Source organism: Serratia sp. NCCP-200 (genome assembly GCF_059697885.1).
On the sequence record NZ_BAAKUJ010000008.1, the window covers coordinates 1 to 16,089 of the forward strand.

Below are 16,089 nucleotides of genomic sequence, written 5' to 3' on the forward strand. Positions count from 1 at the left end.
CACCTGACCCCATGCCGAACTCAGAAGTGAAACGCCGTAGCGCCGATGGTAGTGTGGGGTCTCCCCATGCGAGAGTAGGACACTGCCAGGCATCAATTAAACGTTATCAGTATGAAATCTGATAATGCGCGAAATCACCCAGGTGGTTTTGCCAGCATCGAAAGATGCGACGTAAAAGAATCGGTGGAGCGGTAGTTCAGTTGGTTAGAATACCTGCCTGTCACGCAGGGGGTCGCGGGTTCGAGCCCCGTCCGTTCCGCCACTTAATTGATAAGCCCTGAGTCTCTGACTCAGGGCTTTTTCATTTGCTTAAATTGAGCACCCCAATGGTTTATTCCTGCCTCAATTAGCGTCAATTTCTGATTATTGTTGCCAATTAATCAAAAGTCTTATGCACAATAGGGCGTTTTTGATCAACAAAACTGCTGCCATAATCCTCTCAAGCTGTTTTGATAAACAAACCGAGAGAACATAATTATGAGCATCCCTGCATTCGGCTTAGGTACCTTCCGTCTACAAGATCAAGTGGTGATCGATTCCGTGAGCACCGCTCTGGAACTGGGCTACCGTGCCATCGACACCGCACAAATCTATGAGAACGAAGCGGCCGTTGGCCAAGCTATCGTAGCCAGCGGCGTGAAACGTGAAGAGCTATTTATCACCACCAAAATCTGGATCGCCAACCTGGGCAAAGACCAACTGATCCCAAGTCTGCAAGAAAGCCTGAAAAAGCTGCAAACCTCCTATGTGGATCTGACTCTGATCCATTGGCCGTCACCGAACGATGAAATCTCGGTTGCCGAGTCGATGGCGGAGTTGGTGAAGGCTAAGGAACTCGGACTGACGCGCCAGATTGGTATTTCCAACTTCACCGTTGAACTGATGCAGCGTGCTATTGATGCGGTGGGTGCTGATGCGATCGCCACCAATCAAATCGAACTCTCGCCGTATCTGCAAAACCGTCAGGTGGTTGAATTTGCACAACAGCATGGCATTGCCATCACCTCCTATATGACGTTGGCTTATGGCAAGGCGTTGCAGGATGAAGTCATCAACAATATCGCCAAGCGTCGTGATGTGACCGCGGCTCAGGTGATCCTGGCTTGGGCTATGCAACTGGGTTATGCGGTGATCCCGTCCTCGACCAAGCGTGAAAACCTGGCGAGCAATCTGTTGGCCCAGCAACTGACGCTGTCTGATGATGAAATGGCTGAGATTGCTGCATTAGAATGCAATGGCCGTCTGGTTAGCCCGGAAGGCCTGGCACCAAACTGGGATTGATAGGTTGGCCGTCTGTGGCTTTGAGGCCACAAACGGCTTAGCTTGTTTTAACGAGCGATCTTTTGGTGTAGGGCGATAATCTCACGGCCCATTTCCATCAGCATAATCGCGTTCATCAGATGGTCCTGTGCATGGACCATCACCAGATGAACCGGGATTTTACCGCTGCCTTCGTCCATTTCGATCAGTTTGGTCTGCACGTGATGAGCGCCAGAGAGTGCCTCCTGCGCTTGTTGCATATACTGATCGGCCTGCACGAAGTCTTCTTCTTCGCGCGCACAGCGCATGGCTTGAAACACCAGACTGCGGGCGTAACCCGCATTGGCAATCAGCTCCATCACTTCGTTTTCCAAATCCATTTCAGGCTTCCTCAATCAGTGCCAGAGCTTGATCCAATACCTTGTCACCCTTCATGGTGCCGTAGGCCATCATATCGATGCAGGCGACTTTTTTATGGTGCTCGTGGGCTATCTTCTCGCATTCTGTCAGCTTATAGCGGATCTGCGGCCCCAGCAGCGCGACGTCAAATTCGGTTACCGCCGTTTTGTATTCACGGATCGACTTGGCACAGATCTCGGCGTCAATACCGCGAGCAATGGCTGCTTCCTGCATCTTTTTCACCAGCAGACTGGTGGACATACCCAAGTCACACACTAACAGGATCTTTTTCATGTTCTTTCTCCAGGCGTTCCAGCAGGTGCTGGATTAAAAGTGGGATCGGTCGGCCAGAGGCCACGCTACGGCCATTTTCGCGCCACAGCGCGGTGCCGCTGATATCAAGGTGTGCCCAGGGAATATCCTCCCGGCTGAAGCGACTTAGGAAGTAGGCGGCAGAGGTACTGATCGCCGCATTGTTGGTCGGCGTGTTGCACAGATCGGCAATATGGCTCTCGACCTGTTTGCTGAAGCGCTCATCCAACGGCAACGACCACAGAGGATCTCCACTACGCAAGCCTGCCTGAGTGAGATCGTGACGCAGTTTCTCATCCTCGGTCATCAGGCCGCTAAGATCGTAACCCAAGGCTTTGACCACCGCGCCGGTGAGCGTAGCCAGATCGATCACGTATTCAGGCGGCTGCTGATTATTGGTCAACCTGCTAGCGTAGGCGATGCCATCGGCCAGCACCAGTCGCCCCTCGGCATCGGTGTTATTGATTTCCACGGTTAAGCCGCTGTAGCTGGTTGCGACATCGCCTGGGCGCATCGCTGCCGGGCCAATCATATTTTCGGCCAGCGCCAGTACGCCTACCAGACGGACCGGCAGCTTGAGTTCTGCCACGGCCAGCATCAGGCCAAAGACGTTAGCTGCGCCACACATGTCATATTTCATGGTGTACATGCCATCGCCACCTTTTAGCCACAGGCCGCCGGTATCGAAGGTAATACCTTTGCCCACGTAGGCGCTGAAGGGGCCAGTGTCGCTCCCTTGGTAACGTATCACCACCAGACGCGGAGGATTATCGGCACCTTTACCTACCGCCTCTAGCAAGCCAAGACCCTGTTCAGCGATCTGCTGTTCATCCAACACTTCGCAGCTCAGGCTGGGATAGGGTGCAATCTGGCGGGCGATCTCGCTGGCGAAAAATGCCGGGGTGCAACGATCGCTTGGCATGTCGGCAATGCGTCGTGCTGCCTTCATCCCCATGGCGGTGGCAGCCGCTTGAGACAGCCGCTGCTCGAGAGTGGCTCGTTGCTCCGGCTGGCAATAGAACACCAACTCCTGGATACGCGGTGTGGGTGACGCGTCTGCCTTTTTCAGACCGAGATCGCTCAGTTGGTAATCCAGGTTGAACAGGAAGTGCAGCAGAGGGTTCAGTGCCGGCAGGCTGCGGCGATCAAACGCCGTGCAGTCGACGATCAACTGCGTACTAGTACCGCTGCGTAGTAGAGGACGCAGTGCGGCGACCAGCTTGCTGGTTTGCCCATCGAGCCAGAACGTTTTTGGCAACAGCGTGACGCGGCCTGCCGGAGCACAGCCATAGGCGCAGTCGGCGGTTTGCTGCTGGGCGGTGGCCTGCAGTTCCTGTAACAGGGCAGCATTGCAGGGTAATTGCAGTGAGCTGCCGGGATAGCTAATCACATGGCTGTTAACTTCCCACGCGGGGATTTCACTCAGCAATCGATAATTAATCAAAATGGATCTCCTCAATCGGCGCGCGAATGCGCTCGGCATAGTCGGTTAGCCATTGCTCGCTGGCTGGAGTGTAGTGGGTATGCTCAGCCCGGCGTTCTGCCAGGTACACCGTCGGTGGCTGGATGGCGCTGGCGACCACAAACGAGAAGGTTTTGATATTGGTTGAGATGCCGAACTCCCCCTGCCGATTCATGCAGACTACGGAGAGATCGCCCACCCGGCCAAAGCGGGCTATCAGTCTGTCTTCCAGCTCGAAGACGACCGAATCGGCCGCCTGTTGTGGCGTCATACCTTGCTGCATACGGCGTACGATCTCATAGCTGGTGCAGCCTTTCATCAGGTCTTCACCCACGCCTGTGGCGGTTGCGGCACCGATCTGGCTGTCACAGTAGAAACCGGAGCCAATCACCGGTGAATCACCCAGGCGGCCACGGCGTTTCATAAACAAGCCGCTGGTAGACGTGGCCACGCTCATTGAGCCATGCAGATCGAGGCCGATAATGCCGACGGTATCGTGGCCATCGTAGGGGCTAAGACCTTTATCGATGGTTTCGCGGCAACGTTTACGATAGTGCTGGGTTGCTCGCTCAGTGAGCATGGTCTTGTCGGCAAAACCCTGGCTAAGGGCCCACTCACGTGCGCCAGCCCCCACCAGGACGCTGTTGAAGCGTTCGCGGCTCAGCGCCTGGGCAACCTTCACCGGGTTGGCGATATCCACCAGGTTACCAACGGCACCAAAGGCCAGCGTATCGCCATCCATAAAGGCCGCATCCAGTTCTACCTCACCATTTTCGGTCGGCAGGCCGCCGAAACCGACAGATTTATAAAACGGAAAGTCCTCCACTTCCGCCACCGCGCTAACCACGCTTTGTGCGGCGCTTGCTCCGGCTTTCAGTGTTTCACTGGCCTGGGTGACGCCTTCCAGTGCCATACGCCAGGTTGCAATCATTCCCCACATATCAAACTCCTGATGTTTCGGCTGCGCGATATTGTTTGTCCAAAATGCGCAGGAAAGGCAGATAAAGCATGGCGCCGATCAGCAGGTTAACGATCTGCATCAGGCTGCCACTCAAATGGCCGGTCACGATAAAGCCACTGATCACCGGCGGCAGCGTCCAGGGGATAAATACCCCGGTGGTGACGGCGACGGCCCCCACCTTCATCGCCACGTATTGCACGGTAACCAACACCACCGGGACCAGGTTGAAGGGGATCAGCATGATAGGGTTCATGATCACCGGCAGGCCAAACAGGATCGGTTCATTAATGTTGAAGATTGAAGCCGCAGCCCCCATGCGACCTACTTCGCGGATGCTGTTGCTACGGGCAAAGAACAGAATGGCGATCACCAGCGACAGGGTGGCACCAGCGCCGCCCATCCAGATCATATCGAAGAACTGTTCGGTAACGATGTGCGGTGGCGTGACCCCGGCCTGGATAGCGGCGATGTTGTCGGTCTGGTTTTCCATCCACAGCGGGCGGATGATACCGTTGACCATCGAACCGGAGTTGATCCCCACCGACCAGAGGATGGTGATACTCAATACCGTCAGCAGCGCACCGATATAGGAAGTGCCAAAGTGACGTACCGGCGTGGCGACCACGTTATAAATAAACTGATGAATGGTTTGGTAGCTGGTGTGTTCGAACAGAATACGGATCGCCAGCACCAGGATAATCACGAACAGCGCAGGCAGCAGAGCGGCGAAGGATTCCTGTACCGCCGGTGGCACGCCTTCGGGCATTTTGATAATCAGCTTGCGGCGCTTGAGGTAGCAGAACAGTTCGGTCCACAGCAGTGAGCCGATCATCGCCACAAACAGCCCCTTGCTGCCGATCCACTCGGTTGGGATCACATTGATATTGCCCAAGGCTTCTACCTTGATAAACGGCGTGAGGATCAGGAAGCACACCAGCGACAGAATACCGCTGGAGACGCGATCCTCGTCATAATGTTCCGCCAGGCGGTAAGCGGTAAGGAAACTGACAAACAGCGACATGGTGGAGAACACCGCGTTGAACGGGATCTCGATGATATTGCTCCAGCTGGCGCCAAACAGGCCTGCCATAAACTGCTGGTAACCCTGATTGGGGAATGACGAGATCACCAGCAGGATCGAGCCGACGATAATGAACGGCATAAAGGAAACATAGGCACCGCGGATGGCACACAAATGCCGCTGCTGTGCGGCCTTGGCCGCCAGAGGCATCAGCTTGGCTTCAAGAAATCCCAGAGCGTTGTTCATGGTAAACCCCGTAGGTATGCTTATTGGAGAAAACAGGTAAGGGTGGCGACTTATTAGCTGGGATTATCAGGGAATGGATTTTAAAGAAAGGTGAATCAGTTCACAGTGTGAGGTGAATTTATAAAATATCTCACAAGATTGGTTATGATAGAGCATCTATTCTAGTGTGGAGTCCACGATGGAAATCAAGCTGCATGCGAATGCGACCACCACCCCACGAGTGCGGCGTTATATCCAGCAATCGGATAAAAGTGACCGCGTATTGGCGCAGGAGCTGGGCATTTCCGTGGCGACGGTACGCCGTTGGCGGCAGCGCCAGGATGTCGCCGATCGCCATACGGTGCCCAAGACCCTTCGCAAGGCGCTGACGGATGAGCAAAGTTTGCTTATCAACTGGCTGAGACAAAAATTACAGCTGCCGCTGGATGAGCTGCTGGTGGTGGTGGTTCAGGGCATGCAACAGCCGATCTCCCGTGCAGGATTGGATCGCTATCTGCGCGGTGTGGGCCAACGTGGTGAGGCAGAAAATAGGGCGCTACGAGGTAAAAAGGCGGTGAAGGCTGGTGAACGGCCGGGGAATCTCGCTCTTTTTTATCAACGAATTAGCCTATCGGCCGAAGATGGCGGCGAGCAGCACCTCTTGTGGGCCGAAGAGAAGGTCAGCGGCTGGCTGAGTGCACGAGCCTTTGCGGGAGCCTCGCCGATGCTGGTGGTCAACTGGCTGAAGGAACTGTTACCGCACTGCCCAGGTGATATACAATCTCTTGAGACTGAAAATAAAAAGCTGTTCGGCAATAGCGAGTCTCAAACCCATCCCTTACAGCTATGGTGCCGGGAGCAGGGGATAACGTTGCAACAACCCGCGTTACCGCAAATGGAGATTGTGCTGCGGCTCGAAAGCCAACTGGCGCAGTTGCTACCGGCGGCGGAGAGCTCATCGCTGGATAACGTGTTGCAGGCGCTCTGTGCCAGCTATAATCAGCACTGGCCGCAGAAGAAGCTGGGTGGCCTGACGCCCACCGCATTCTGGTTGCAGCATCGGCCAGGTTAGTGGGGTGTCAGGCTTTCGCTAAGAAAGTCAATAAAGCTGCGCAGGCGGTTGCTTACGGCGCTGTCGCTGTAATAAACCGCGTTCACAGGTATGGCAACCGGCAGCGTCTCCTCGACCAGGATCTGCACTAAGTCTCCACGCTGAATATCCTCATCGATCATAAAGTTCGACAGGCAGGCGATGCCGTTGCCATGCAGGCAAAGGTGGCGCTGTGTTTCTCCGCTGTTGGTTGTCAGCCCCGGTGTAATCTCCAACTGCCGGCCATCGGCGCAGGCTAATGGCCAGCGGTTCAGGTTGGGCAGATCGTTGAAGCCGATGCAGCAATGTTGCGCCAGCTCCTCTACGCTTTGCGGGGTACCGAACTGCTGCAGATAGGCCGGTGACGTCACAATTTTTCGATAGCTGGTCATCAGTTTACGCGCCTTCAAACTTGAGTCTGTCAGTTCCCCCACGCGGATGGCAATGTCGACCTTGCGCTCAATCAGGTTGATAAAGGTTTCTGAAGAAACCAGCGAGAGGGACATTTCCGGGTAGCGGGCACGAAACTCGCCAACCAACGGGGTCAGCACGTGCAACACGACCGGCGTTGCGGCATCCACGCGCAACAGGCCCTGGGGCCGCTGGCGGCTCTCCATCAGCGCATTTTCCGCCGCTGCCATATCGCTCAGGACTTTCTGCACCTGGCGGAAATAGTTTTCTCCCTCCTGAGTCAGGCTTATCTGGCGGGTGGTGCGATTGAGCAGCGTGACCCCTAGCTTACTCTCCAGCTTTTTAACCGTACGGCTGACCACCGAGTTTGCCTGTTCCAAGTGCTCCGCCGCTCGGCTGAAGCTACCGCATTCCACCACGGTGACAAAGGTGATCAGTTCATCCGAATTTGCCTTCATTGTTGCCCCATCAGCAAAATTTATTTGAAATTTTGAGCATTTTTATCATTTAAGCACAGGCAGATAATCACCGCTATCAACCCGAACGCTATTTTGGAGTTAGCAATGCCTCTCGCTTTACTTGCCTTGACCATCAGTGCCTATGCCATCGGCACCACGGAGTTTGTGATTGTCGGCTTGATCCCGACCATCGCCGAGCAGTTGAATGTCACTGTGCCCTCCGCAGGGCTGCTGGTGACCCTGTATGCCATTGGGGTGGCGATCGGTGCGCCGGTACTGACCGCTTTAACCGGCCGCGTGCCGCGCAAGATGCTGTTGGTGGGCCTGATGGTGCTGTTCACCCTTGGCAACCTGCTGGCCTGGCAGTCACCGAGCTATGAGTCACTGGTAGTTGCTCGTTTACTGACTGGCCTGGCGCACGGGGTGTTTTTCTCGGTGGGTTCGACGATTGCCACTAGCCTGGTAGCCAAAGAGAAGGCGGCAATGGCGATCGCCATCATGTTTGGTGGCTTGACCGTTGCGCTGGTGACAGGCGTGCCGTTAGGCACCTTTATCGGCCAGCACTTCGGCTGGCGTGAGACCTTCCTGGCGGTGTCGTTGATTGGCATGGTGGCGATTATTGCCAGCCTGATCCTGATCCCGAACAACATCAAGAACCAGGCCAGTGCCAGCATCCGCGATCAGCTGCAAGTGCTGACACACCCGCGCCTGCTGCTGATTTACGCCGTTACCGCGCTGGGCTACGGCGGGGTGTTCACGACCTTCACCTTCCTGGCACCGATGATGCAGGAGCTGGCTGGCTTTTCGGCTCCGGCCGTCAGTTGGATTTTGCTGGCCTATGGCATAGCGGTAGCCATCGGTAACATTTGGGGCGGCAAGCTGGCCGACCGTCATGGCGCGGTGCGGGCACTGAGCTTTATCTTTGCCGCGTTAGCCGCTTTGCTGTTGGTGTTTCAATTTACCGCCAGCCACAGCACCGCCGCGCTGCTGACTGTAGTGGTGATGGGGGTATTTGCCTTTGGCAATGTCCCAGGCTTGCAGGTTTATGTGGTGCAGAAGGCCGAGCAGTACACGCCGAACGCGGTGGACGTTGCTTCAGGCCTGAATATCGCGGCTTTTAACGTGGGGATAGCATTGGGCTCCGTGATTGGCGGGCAGACCGTGGCTTCGCTAGGGTTGGCACAAACGCCTTGGATCGGTGCGCTGATTGTCGTGGGGGCGTTTTTACTGATTGGCCTCAGTGGCCGCTTGGATAAACAACACCCACGGCAGTTCGCCTGATCCCATCTTGTACCTTTCTTCTTGGCCCGCATTGGCGGGTCTTTGCGCATTCAGCGCGAACCTTTACAGACACATACACGGCATTGATTGAAATCGGCCCGCCTTGCCCCTATAACTGGATCTCTAAAAGCCATGTTGGCAGAGCCGCTCAGGCGTATACTGAATTGAGTCTTGGTAGCCAGGTTGCTATCAACGTGATTTTCATCCGAACGGGAAATAGGCGAATAACGTGCCGAAACGAACTTATGCAATGAGGTATGTTGCGGGCCAGCCAGTTGAACGGATTTTCCCTGGTGCCATCAATCAGCCGCTACCGCCCGGGGCCGCGTTGCCTACGTCTGGTGCGCTGCGGGTGATGGTATGGAATATTTTCAAACAGCAGCGTGCCGATTGGCTTTCGGTATTGAAAGACTTCGGTAAAGATGCGCAGCTGGTGCTATTGCAGGAGGCGCAGACCACGCCGGAATTGGTCAGCTTTGCCACCTCTAACTATCTGGCGGCCGATCAGGTGCCCGCCTTTGTGTTGCCGCAACACCCTTCCGGCGTGATGACGCTGGCGGCTGCACATCCGGTGTATTGCTGCCCGCTACGCGAACGGGAGCCGCTGCTGCGTTTGGCCAAGTCGGCGTTGATCACCGTCTACCCTTTATTAGATGGTCAGCTGTTGATGGTCGTGAATATCCACGCGGTGAACTTTAGCCTGGGAGTGGACGTTTACAGCAAGCAGCTTGGCCCGATTGGTGAGCAGATCGCCCTTCATCGGGGGCCGGTGATTATGGCGGGAGATTTTAACGCCTGGAGCCGCAAGCGCATCAACGCGCTGTATCAATTTGCCAGCGATATGGCGTTGCACGAGGTCAACTTCGCCGACGATCACCGCCGCAAAGCCTTTGGCCGCCCGTTGGATTTTATCTTTTACCGCAACCTGGGCGTTACAGAGGCCTCGGTGCTGGTGACTCAGGCCTCAGACCACAATCCGCTGCTGGTGGAGTTCCATTCGCAAACCGATCAACCGGTCTGGTAGCGAAATTTGACCAATAAAAAAGCATCCCGAGGGATGCTTTTTTTGTAGCGAAAACTTAGGTTTCTGGCGACGATTTGTTGCTGACAAACAGCGTCAGCTTCACACCAGGTTGCAAACTGCTGGCTTTGCCGAGCGTTGAGTTCCAACGCATCACGTCGTTAATTTCGACGCCGTGACGACGTGCAATGCTGGATAGCGAATCACCTTTACGCACTTGGTAGGTGATGCTGCTGTTATCTCTGGCATTGCTGGCCACTTGCAGGGTTTGCCCAACTTTCAGTGTGCTCTTGCCACGCAAATTGTTCCAACTCTGCAAATCGCTGGTCTTAACGTTCAACCGTTTGGCGATGGTGGATAACGTATCGCCGGAGCGAACCTTATACGCACTTCCGCCTGACAGGCCGCTGTTCTTTGCCAACTGGGTGGTTGGTAATGTTGCAGCTATCTGTCCGTCGGCCAACGAGTCTTTCAACTGTGCGGCATTCTTTTTGGGAACCATGATGTAATGGGGCCCATTAGGTGCCGTAACGCCTTTCTTGTAGCCAGGGTTATAAGCCTTCATCTTGGTGAGAGAAAGCCCAGACATCTCTGCCGCCTGAGTCAGCTGGATCTGCTGCCCGACATCAATACGCGCCAGTGCACGGGTTTCGTCAGTTTTTGGCAACTTGACGCCGTACTTTTTGCTGTGCTTGATGATATCGCTCAGTGCCAGCATTTTCGGGACATAGATTGACGTTTCACGCGGAAGCGACAATGCCCAGAACTCAGTGGACTTACCCTGACGTTTATTCGCCTTAACCGCTTGCATGACTCGGCCTTCACCACTGTTATAGGCGGCGATGGTCAATAACCAGTCACCGTCAAACATGCGGTTCAAACGCTCCATCATGTTAAGCGCAGCGGTCGTCGAGGCCACAACATCACGGCGCCCGTCATACCACTGATTGTTTTTCAAACCATAATTGCGACCCGTTTGCGGCACGATCTGCCATAGCCCTGCGGCATTGGCACTTGACGTGGCGTGGGGGTCAAAAGCGCTCTCCACTATGGGTAGCAGTACCAGTTCCATCGGCATATTGCGTTTCTTAATCTGCCCGACTATCCAGTACATGTACGGCTCTGCCCGTAGTGTTACATCGTGGAGATAGCTCTTACTTTTTAAATATTTTCTTTTTTGTTCACGGATCCGGTCGTTTTCCGGAACCTCCATCTTCAGCTCGTCGCTAATGAAGTTCCACAGGTTCTGCTGAGCGGCGCTACTGTTACTGTCTAGCCACCGTGCCGAACTCGCTGTGTACTCTCCTGCTTCACTTTCTTGACCTGCCGAAGACAGACTCTGTGCATGCTGCTTTGGGGCTGGTGCATCCTTCCAGGATGACTGGCAACCTACCAGCAAGACCGAGGCGAGAAGTATCGCTTTAGCCTTCATGTGTGTGTCAATATAGTTGCTTAAAAGACGAGCAAGGATACTTTGCTTCGCCAAAAAACACAACTAAAAGCTTAGAAGGCATCCTTGAGCAGGCGTAATTCGGAAAAAACCCAATGAAGCTGGCTAGGTGGTGAGTTAAAGCCTATTTCCTTTTGTAAATCAGTGTTATGGCAGCGTAAAAATAGATTAATTTTACGCTCTAATTGCAACGTTGTGGGCAGGCTGGGTACTCCTTTTGCCCTTGATTGCTCAATTTGTTGCTGATATGTTTCAATTTGGCGGTCTTGCGGCAAAATTGACCTGGCAAACTTAAGGTTTGAGAGCGTGTACTCGTGTGCGCAACAAATTAGGGTTTCGTCGGGAAGTTGCGCGAGCCGTTGAAATGAGTGGTACATTTGCTCTGCAGTCCCTTCAAAAAGCCGTCCGCAGCCCGCAGAAAAAAGCGTATCCCCACAGAAAAGATAAGGTGCACTGTAGAATGCCACGTGACCTAGGGTATGCCCGGGAACCGCGATAGTGGCGTAGCGACGCCCGCCAATGTCCAGGATATCGCCATCCTGAACCAACCGATTTGCTCCCTTATTAGCGGTTTCCTGGGGGCCATACACCGGCAGATCCGGATATTGCGCAACGATTTCCGCTACGCCGCCGACATGGTCGTGGTGGTGGTGGGTTAATAATATGGCCTCGGGGGTTAGTTGCCGTTGGGACAACGCCGCCAATACCGGGCCAGCTTCGCCGGGATCGACGATCACGCAGCGCCCTTGCTGGTTAGCCAATAGCCAAATGTAATTGTCCTGAAAAGCGGGAATGCTGATAAGATTCATGGAACACCTCTCGTTGGCAATGGCTTGAAAGAGATACTAAACCATGAAACCAGCCCAGACTCTAGAAAAGCTCACTAGCCCCTACTCCTGGGCCGGGTTGCCGTGGGGGGAATACTATCGTGAGGCGTTAGAGAAGCAGTTGCAGCCCTGGTGGCCCAAGATGTTTGGTTTCCATCTGTTGAAGATCGGCAATCTCAGCGCCGAGTTGGATAGCGAAAAGTGCGCCATCTCGCATCAGGTTAACGTGGGATTGGCCGGGGATAACCTGCATGTGCAGGCCGATCCTTATCAGTTGCCCTTTGCGGCCAAGTCCGTCGATGCCTGCCTATTGGCCCATACGCTCTCTTATGCCGATGACCCACACCGTATGTTGCGTGAGGTCGATCGCGTCATGATCGACGATGGCTGGCTGGTGATCAGCAGTTTCAACCCTTTTAGCCTGCTAGGCCTGGGGAAGATGATCCCCCGGTTGCGCAAACGCCAGCCTTACGTCAGCCGGATGTTTACCCAGATGCGCCTGTTGGACTGGCTCAGCCTACTCAATTATGAGGTGTTGGATCAGACGCGCTTCCACGTGTTGCCTTGGCAACGTAAAGGAGGGACTTTCTTGAGTACGCATTTACCGGCACTTGGCTGTATGAGCGTGATTGTAGCCCGCAAGCGAACCTTGCCGCTGACGCCAACGCCGATGAAAGTGGGGGCAAGAAAACACTCTCTCAGCCGCGCAGTGGGCGCGACCAAGAGTTATCGCAAACTGCCTTAAGCTTCGGGTTTGTAGCCAACGTCGTCCTGCGTCGGGCTGCCAGCTGCATCGCGTGCCAGCACGTCGCAACGTTCGTTTTCCGGGTGCCCTGCATGGCCTTTGACCCATTCCCAACGGATGGTGTGGCGGGCAATTGCCAGATCCAGGCGCTGCCAGAGATCGACGTTCTTCACCGGTTTTTTGTCGGCGGTTTTCCAGCCGCGCTTTTTCCAGTTGTGGATCCAACTGGTGATCCCCTGACGTACGTATTGGCTATCGGTGCTCAACACTACTTCGCAGGGGGTGGTCAAGGCTTCGAGCGCCACAATGGCGGCCATCAGCTCCATGCGGTTATTGGTCGTCAGGTAATAACCCGCGCTGAACAGTTTCTCGTGCTGTTTATAACGCAAAATTGCGCCGTAACCGCCGGGGCCTGGATTACCAAGGCAAGAGCCGTCGGTGAAAATTTCTACCTGTTTAAGCATCTCTGGTAGACTCTTCCTATCAGTTTTATAAAAACCAAGTCTGACATAAACCAGCGCCATGAGCACAGCATTATGATCTCTACACCAACCAGACAGATCGTTCTCGATACCGAAACCACCGGTATGAACAAGCTAGGGGTTCACTACGAAGGTCACCGTATCATTGAGATCGGGGCCGTTGAGGTGATCAACCGCCGCCTGACCGGGCGCCACTTCCACGTTTACGTCAAGCCGGATCGGCTGGTGGATCCGGAAGCCTACGGCGTACACGGTATCAGCGATGAGTTCCTGGCGGATAAGCCTACTTTCGATCAGATCGCCGCTGAATTTATCGACTTTATCCGTGGTGGCGAATTAGTTATTCATAACGCAGCGTTTGATATCGGCTTTATGGATCACGAGTTCCGCATGTTGCAGCGAGATATTCCTAAGACGGATACCTTCTGCACCATCACCGACAGCCTGTTGATGGCGCGCCGCCTGTTCCCAGGCAAGCGTAACAACCTCGATGCGCTGTGCAACCGCTATGAGATAGACAACACCAAGCGAACGCTGCATGGCGCTTTGCTCGATGCCGAGATCCTGGCGGAAGTCTATCTGGCGATGACCGGTGGCCAGACCTCGATGGCTTTCCAGATGGAAGGGGACACCCAGCAGACGGATTCTGCCCAGGATATCCAGCGCATCCAACGCCCGGCAACGGCGATGAAAGTGATCTATGCCAGTGACGCAGAATTGCAGGCTCACGAATCACGTCTGGATCTGGTGCAAAAAAAGGGCGGTAGCTGTTTGTGGCGTGGTGGCGCAGCAGCCGAATAACGGCTTCGCAGGATAGAAATGACGCTTAAGCGGCATAATCATCGTGTGTTCGTTGAAAAACTGTGCAAACGACTCTTTTTATAAGAAAAGACGTTGACGGAATGGCGAGGCAACCGTAATATTCGGCTCGTTCCCCCGCAAGAGGGAACGTTGCGGAGCGGTAGTTCAGTTGGTTAGAATACCTGCCTGTCACGCAGGGGGTCGCGGGTTCGAGCCCCGTCCGTTCCGCCAACATTCAGAAGCCCTGAGTTAGCAATAACTCAGGGCTTCGTCTTTTCTATTGTGCCATCTTCAATCCTTCCTCCCCTCGTTGGCTTTTGCTGAAAATACAGCAAAGATATTTCATTTTTTATTGATAATGATTACTATTTCCATTAATGGATGGGCTACTCATCCTGTCAGATCGAGCAAATTCTTCTTTTTATTTTCAGTGCTGAGCATGTCGTGAGCCACACATTGTTCTCTGGGATGAAGCAGGGCGTTCACCGGGTGGTGAATACAACGTCGCTGTTTCACAACACTGAAAAACTGAAAAGGGATGGAACATGTTGGAAACCGTTCAGTCAGTCCGTTGGTTGCCGCTGACACCGGCACAGTTTGATTTTTGGGAGGAGTTTAGCTTTCATCCGCATCAGCCCGTCTCTACCGTCGCCCACCGCATCACGCTACGCGGCGAGCTTGATGAACCTGCGTTGTTGGCGGCGTTGGAGCAGGCCGTTGCTGAAACCGATGTTTTTACCATCCAGTTTCAACTGCCTGACAATGACGATCTACCGTTGCAGCGCTGCAATCCCCAACGGCGTCCTCGGGTACGTCTGATTGAGTTACAACAGACCGACGTTGCCGAATCGATGATGCAGGCCGACATCGAGCGCCAGCTCAATTTACTGAGCCAGCCTTTGGCGGTCGTCTGGTTGATCCGCTTTTCACCTTCGCATTACACCGTTTATATTCGGGCGCATCACATCATTATTGATGGTTTCGGTATGGCGCTGATCGAACATCGTCTCGCTGAGCTTTATCGCGCCCGCCTGCAAAAAACCACCGCTAGCCAACCTTTCCACGCATTTTATGATTTTCTGGCTGAAGAGCAGCACTACGCCAGTAGCGAAAAATCGCGGCAGGATGCCGAGTATTGGCGCCGGTATGTTAGCGATGGGCCTTCGCTCCCGGTTCTGCAAAAGGGAGGGGAGGACTACGGTGCGGAGTGTCTGCACAGCGAAGCGGTACTACCTGAACATTTAAGCCAGCAGTTGAGCGCCTTTTCCGAGCGCTGCGGTACAGGTTGGCCGGATTTGCTATTGGCACTTTCCGCTGCCTGGCTGACGTTTCGGCTTTATGGGGAGAATAAGGCTGAGATACAGCCAATCTGGGTGCCCGTCATGAACCGCCGTGGCATGGTGGCCGCCAGCGTCCCGGCGTTGGCGGTGAATATTCTGCCGTTGTTTGTTCATGTCGAACCACAGGAGAAGGTTGTGGACTACGTCAAACGCACCGCGAAAACGTTGCGCGACCTGCGTGCTCACGGGCGTTATCGCATTGAGACCCTGGCCGCCGATCAAGGGTTGGGAAAAGGAACTCGTTACTTTTTCTCTCCGTTGATCAACGTACTTCCCTTCGATCCTCCGCTGTTTGCAGGCTGTGAAGCAGAGCGCGAAGTCATGGCGAGCGGCCCAGGGGATGGCTTTAACATTACCTGGCGTGGCCGAACGGATGCTAGCGAACTGCATATCGATATTGACGCCGATCCTGCGATGTATGCTTCCCTGAACGTCGAGGAGATGTTCACCCACCTGCACAGCTTCCTGAGTAGGGCTATGATGCCCGAAGCGTGGCAGCAGCCGGTTTACCCACTGCTAAACCAGTAAGATCTTCCGCCAACG

Annotated in this window: 15 protein-coding genes, 2 tRNA genes, 1 rRNA gene and 1 pseudogene; 10 read left to right on the forward strand and 9 right to left on the reverse strand. The window is 54.5% G+C overall.

Translation table 11 applies throughout. The annotated features are described in order from the left end of the window. From rrf to dkgB, 3 genes are all read left to right on the forward strand, one after another. Nucleotides 1-91: ribosomal RNA gene (rrf, locus tag AC6HVW_RS21430) — 5S ribosomal RNA — on the forward strand; the annotation flags it as partial. A gap of 94 nt (nt 92-185) precedes the next feature. After that, nucleotides 186-262: transfer RNA gene (locus AC6HVW_RS21435), tRNA-Asp, on the forward strand. A 215-nt stretch (nt 263-477) separates the two neighbouring features. Then, nucleotides 478-1,281: a 2,5-didehydrogluconate reductase DkgB gene (gene dkgB / locus AC6HVW_RS21440; RefSeq protein ID WP_179251004.1), complete on the forward strand. Its 804-nt coding sequence runs from the start codon at nt 478-480 to the stop codon at nt 1,279-1,281. Nucleotides 1,282-1,328: 47 nt separating this feature from the next. On the opposite strand, the gene AC6HVW_RS21445 is transcribed toward dkgB, so the two are convergent. From AC6HVW_RS21445 to AC6HVW_RS21465, 5 genes are read right to left on the reverse strand one after another with little or no spacing between them, the layout of a single operon-like run. Then, complete coding sequence (locus tag AC6HVW_RS21445; protein ID WP_071682822.1) at nt 1,329-1,640, reverse strand: PTS lactose/cellobiose transporter subunit IIA; 312 nt, start codon at nt 1,638-1,640, stop codon at nt 1,329-1,331. A gap of 1 nt (nt 1,641) precedes the next feature. Next, entirely contained in the window at nt 1,642-1,953 is a 312-nt protein-coding gene (locus tag AC6HVW_RS21450) for a PTS sugar transporter subunit IIB (RefSeq protein WP_071682823.1), read from the reverse strand. After that, nucleotides 1,928-3,415 (reverse strand): leucyl aminopeptidase family protein, encoded by a 1,488-nt coding sequence (locus tag AC6HVW_RS21455; RefSeq protein WP_071682824.1) that lies wholly within the window; start codon nt 3,413-3,415, stop codon nt 1,928-1,930. The genes AC6HVW_RS21450 and AC6HVW_RS21455 overlap by 26 nt, the downstream gene beginning before the upstream one ends. Further along, complete coding sequence (locus AC6HVW_RS21460) at nt 3,408-4,373, reverse strand: glycosylasparaginase (RefSeq protein ID WP_071682825.1); 966 nt, start codon at nt 4,371-4,373, stop codon at nt 3,408-3,410. The genes AC6HVW_RS21455 and AC6HVW_RS21460 overlap by 8 nt, the downstream gene beginning before the upstream one ends. Before the next feature lies 1 nt (nt 4,374). Continuing rightward, on the reverse strand, nt 4,375-5,661 hold the full coding sequence (locus AC6HVW_RS21465) for a PTS sugar transporter subunit IIC (RefSeq protein WP_021805643.1): 1,287 nt from the start codon (nt 5,659-5,661) through the stop codon (nt 4,375-4,377). A 178-nt stretch (nt 5,662-5,839) separates the two neighbouring features. On the opposite strand from AC6HVW_RS21465, the gene AC6HVW_RS21470 reads away from it, so the two are divergent. Continuing rightward, entirely contained in the window at nt 5,840-6,712 is an 873-nt protein-coding gene (locus AC6HVW_RS21470; RefSeq protein WP_021805642.1) for a hypothetical protein, read from the forward strand. Here AC6HVW_RS21470 and yafC read toward each other — a convergent pair. Next, nucleotides 6,709-7,599: a DNA-binding transcriptional regulator YafC gene (yafC, locus tag AC6HVW_RS21475; RefSeq protein ID WP_186486886.1), complete on the reverse strand. Its 891-nt coding sequence runs from the start codon at nt 7,597-7,599 to the stop codon at nt 6,709-6,711. The genes AC6HVW_RS21470 and yafC overlap by 4 nt on opposite strands. 105 nt (nt 7,600-7,704) lie before the next feature. Here yafC and AC6HVW_RS21480 point away from each other — a divergent pair, with 105 nt between their 5' ends. Both AC6HVW_RS21480 and AC6HVW_RS21485 read left to right on the forward strand, forming a co-directional pair. After that, nucleotides 7,705-8,880 carry an MFS transporter gene (locus AC6HVW_RS21480; RefSeq protein ID WP_179249142.1) on the forward strand — a complete coding sequence of 392 codons (1,176 nt, stop codon included), beginning with the start codon at nt 7,705-7,707 and terminating at the stop codon, nt 8,878-8,880. Between the two features lie 229 nt (nt 8,881-9,109). Beyond that, nucleotides 9,110-9,904, forward strand: a complete 795-nt coding sequence (locus AC6HVW_RS21485) for an endonuclease/exonuclease/phosphatase family protein (protein ID WP_071682829.1) — start codon at nt 9,110-9,112, stop codon at nt 9,902-9,904. Between the two features lie 55 nt (nt 9,905-9,959). On the opposite strand, the gene mltD is transcribed toward AC6HVW_RS21485, so the two are convergent. Both mltD and gloB read right to left on the reverse strand, forming a co-directional pair. Beyond that, nucleotides 9,960-11,333 carry a murein transglycosylase D gene (gene mltD / locus AC6HVW_RS21490; protein ID WP_115158538.1) on the reverse strand — a complete coding sequence of 458 codons (1,374 nt, stop codon included), beginning with the start codon at nt 11,331-11,333 and terminating at the stop codon, nt 9,960-9,962. 71 nt (nt 11,334-11,404) lie between these two features. Next, nucleotides 11,405-12,160 carry a hydroxyacylglutathione hydrolase gene (gene gloB / locus AC6HVW_RS21495; RefSeq protein ID WP_497569660.1) on the reverse strand — a complete coding sequence of 252 codons (756 nt, stop codon included), beginning with the start codon at nt 12,158-12,160 and terminating at the stop codon, nt 11,405-11,407. A gap of 43 nt (nt 12,161-12,203) precedes the next feature. Here gloB and AC6HVW_RS21500 point away from each other — a divergent pair, with 43 nt between their 5' ends. Next, nucleotides 12,204-12,923 carry a class I SAM-dependent methyltransferase gene (locus AC6HVW_RS21500; RefSeq protein ID WP_186486883.1) on the forward strand — a complete coding sequence of 240 codons (720 nt, stop codon included), beginning with the start codon at nt 12,204-12,206 and terminating at the stop codon, nt 12,921-12,923. On the opposite strand, the pseudogene rnhA reads toward AC6HVW_RS21500, so the two are convergent. Further along, a pseudogene (gene rnhA, locus AC6HVW_RS21505) lies at nt 12,920-13,506 on the reverse strand (ribonuclease HI). The gene AC6HVW_RS21500 and the pseudogene rnhA overlap by 4 nt on opposite strands. On the opposite strand from rnhA, the gene dnaQ reads away from it, so the two are divergent. From dnaQ to AC6HVW_RS21520, 3 genes are all read left to right on the forward strand, one after another. Continuing rightward, on the forward strand, nt 13,460-14,206 hold the full coding sequence (gene dnaQ, locus AC6HVW_RS21510) for a DNA polymerase III subunit epsilon (RefSeq protein ID WP_024483610.1): 747 nt from the start codon (nt 13,460-13,462) through the stop codon (nt 14,204-14,206). The pseudogene rnhA and the gene dnaQ overlap by 47 nt on opposite strands. A gap of 154 nt (nt 14,207-14,360) precedes the next feature. Next, nucleotides 14,361-14,437, forward strand: a tRNA-Asp gene (locus tag AC6HVW_RS21515). A 314-nt stretch (nt 14,438-14,751) separates the two neighbouring features. Beyond that, the gene (locus AC6HVW_RS21520; protein ID WP_071682839.1) at nt 14,752-16,074 is read left to right on the forward strand and encodes a condensation domain-containing protein; all 1,323 of its coding nucleotides are present in this window, start codon (nt 14,752-14,754) and stop codon (nt 16,072-16,074) included. Nucleotides 16,075-16,089 lie beyond the last annotated feature (15 nt).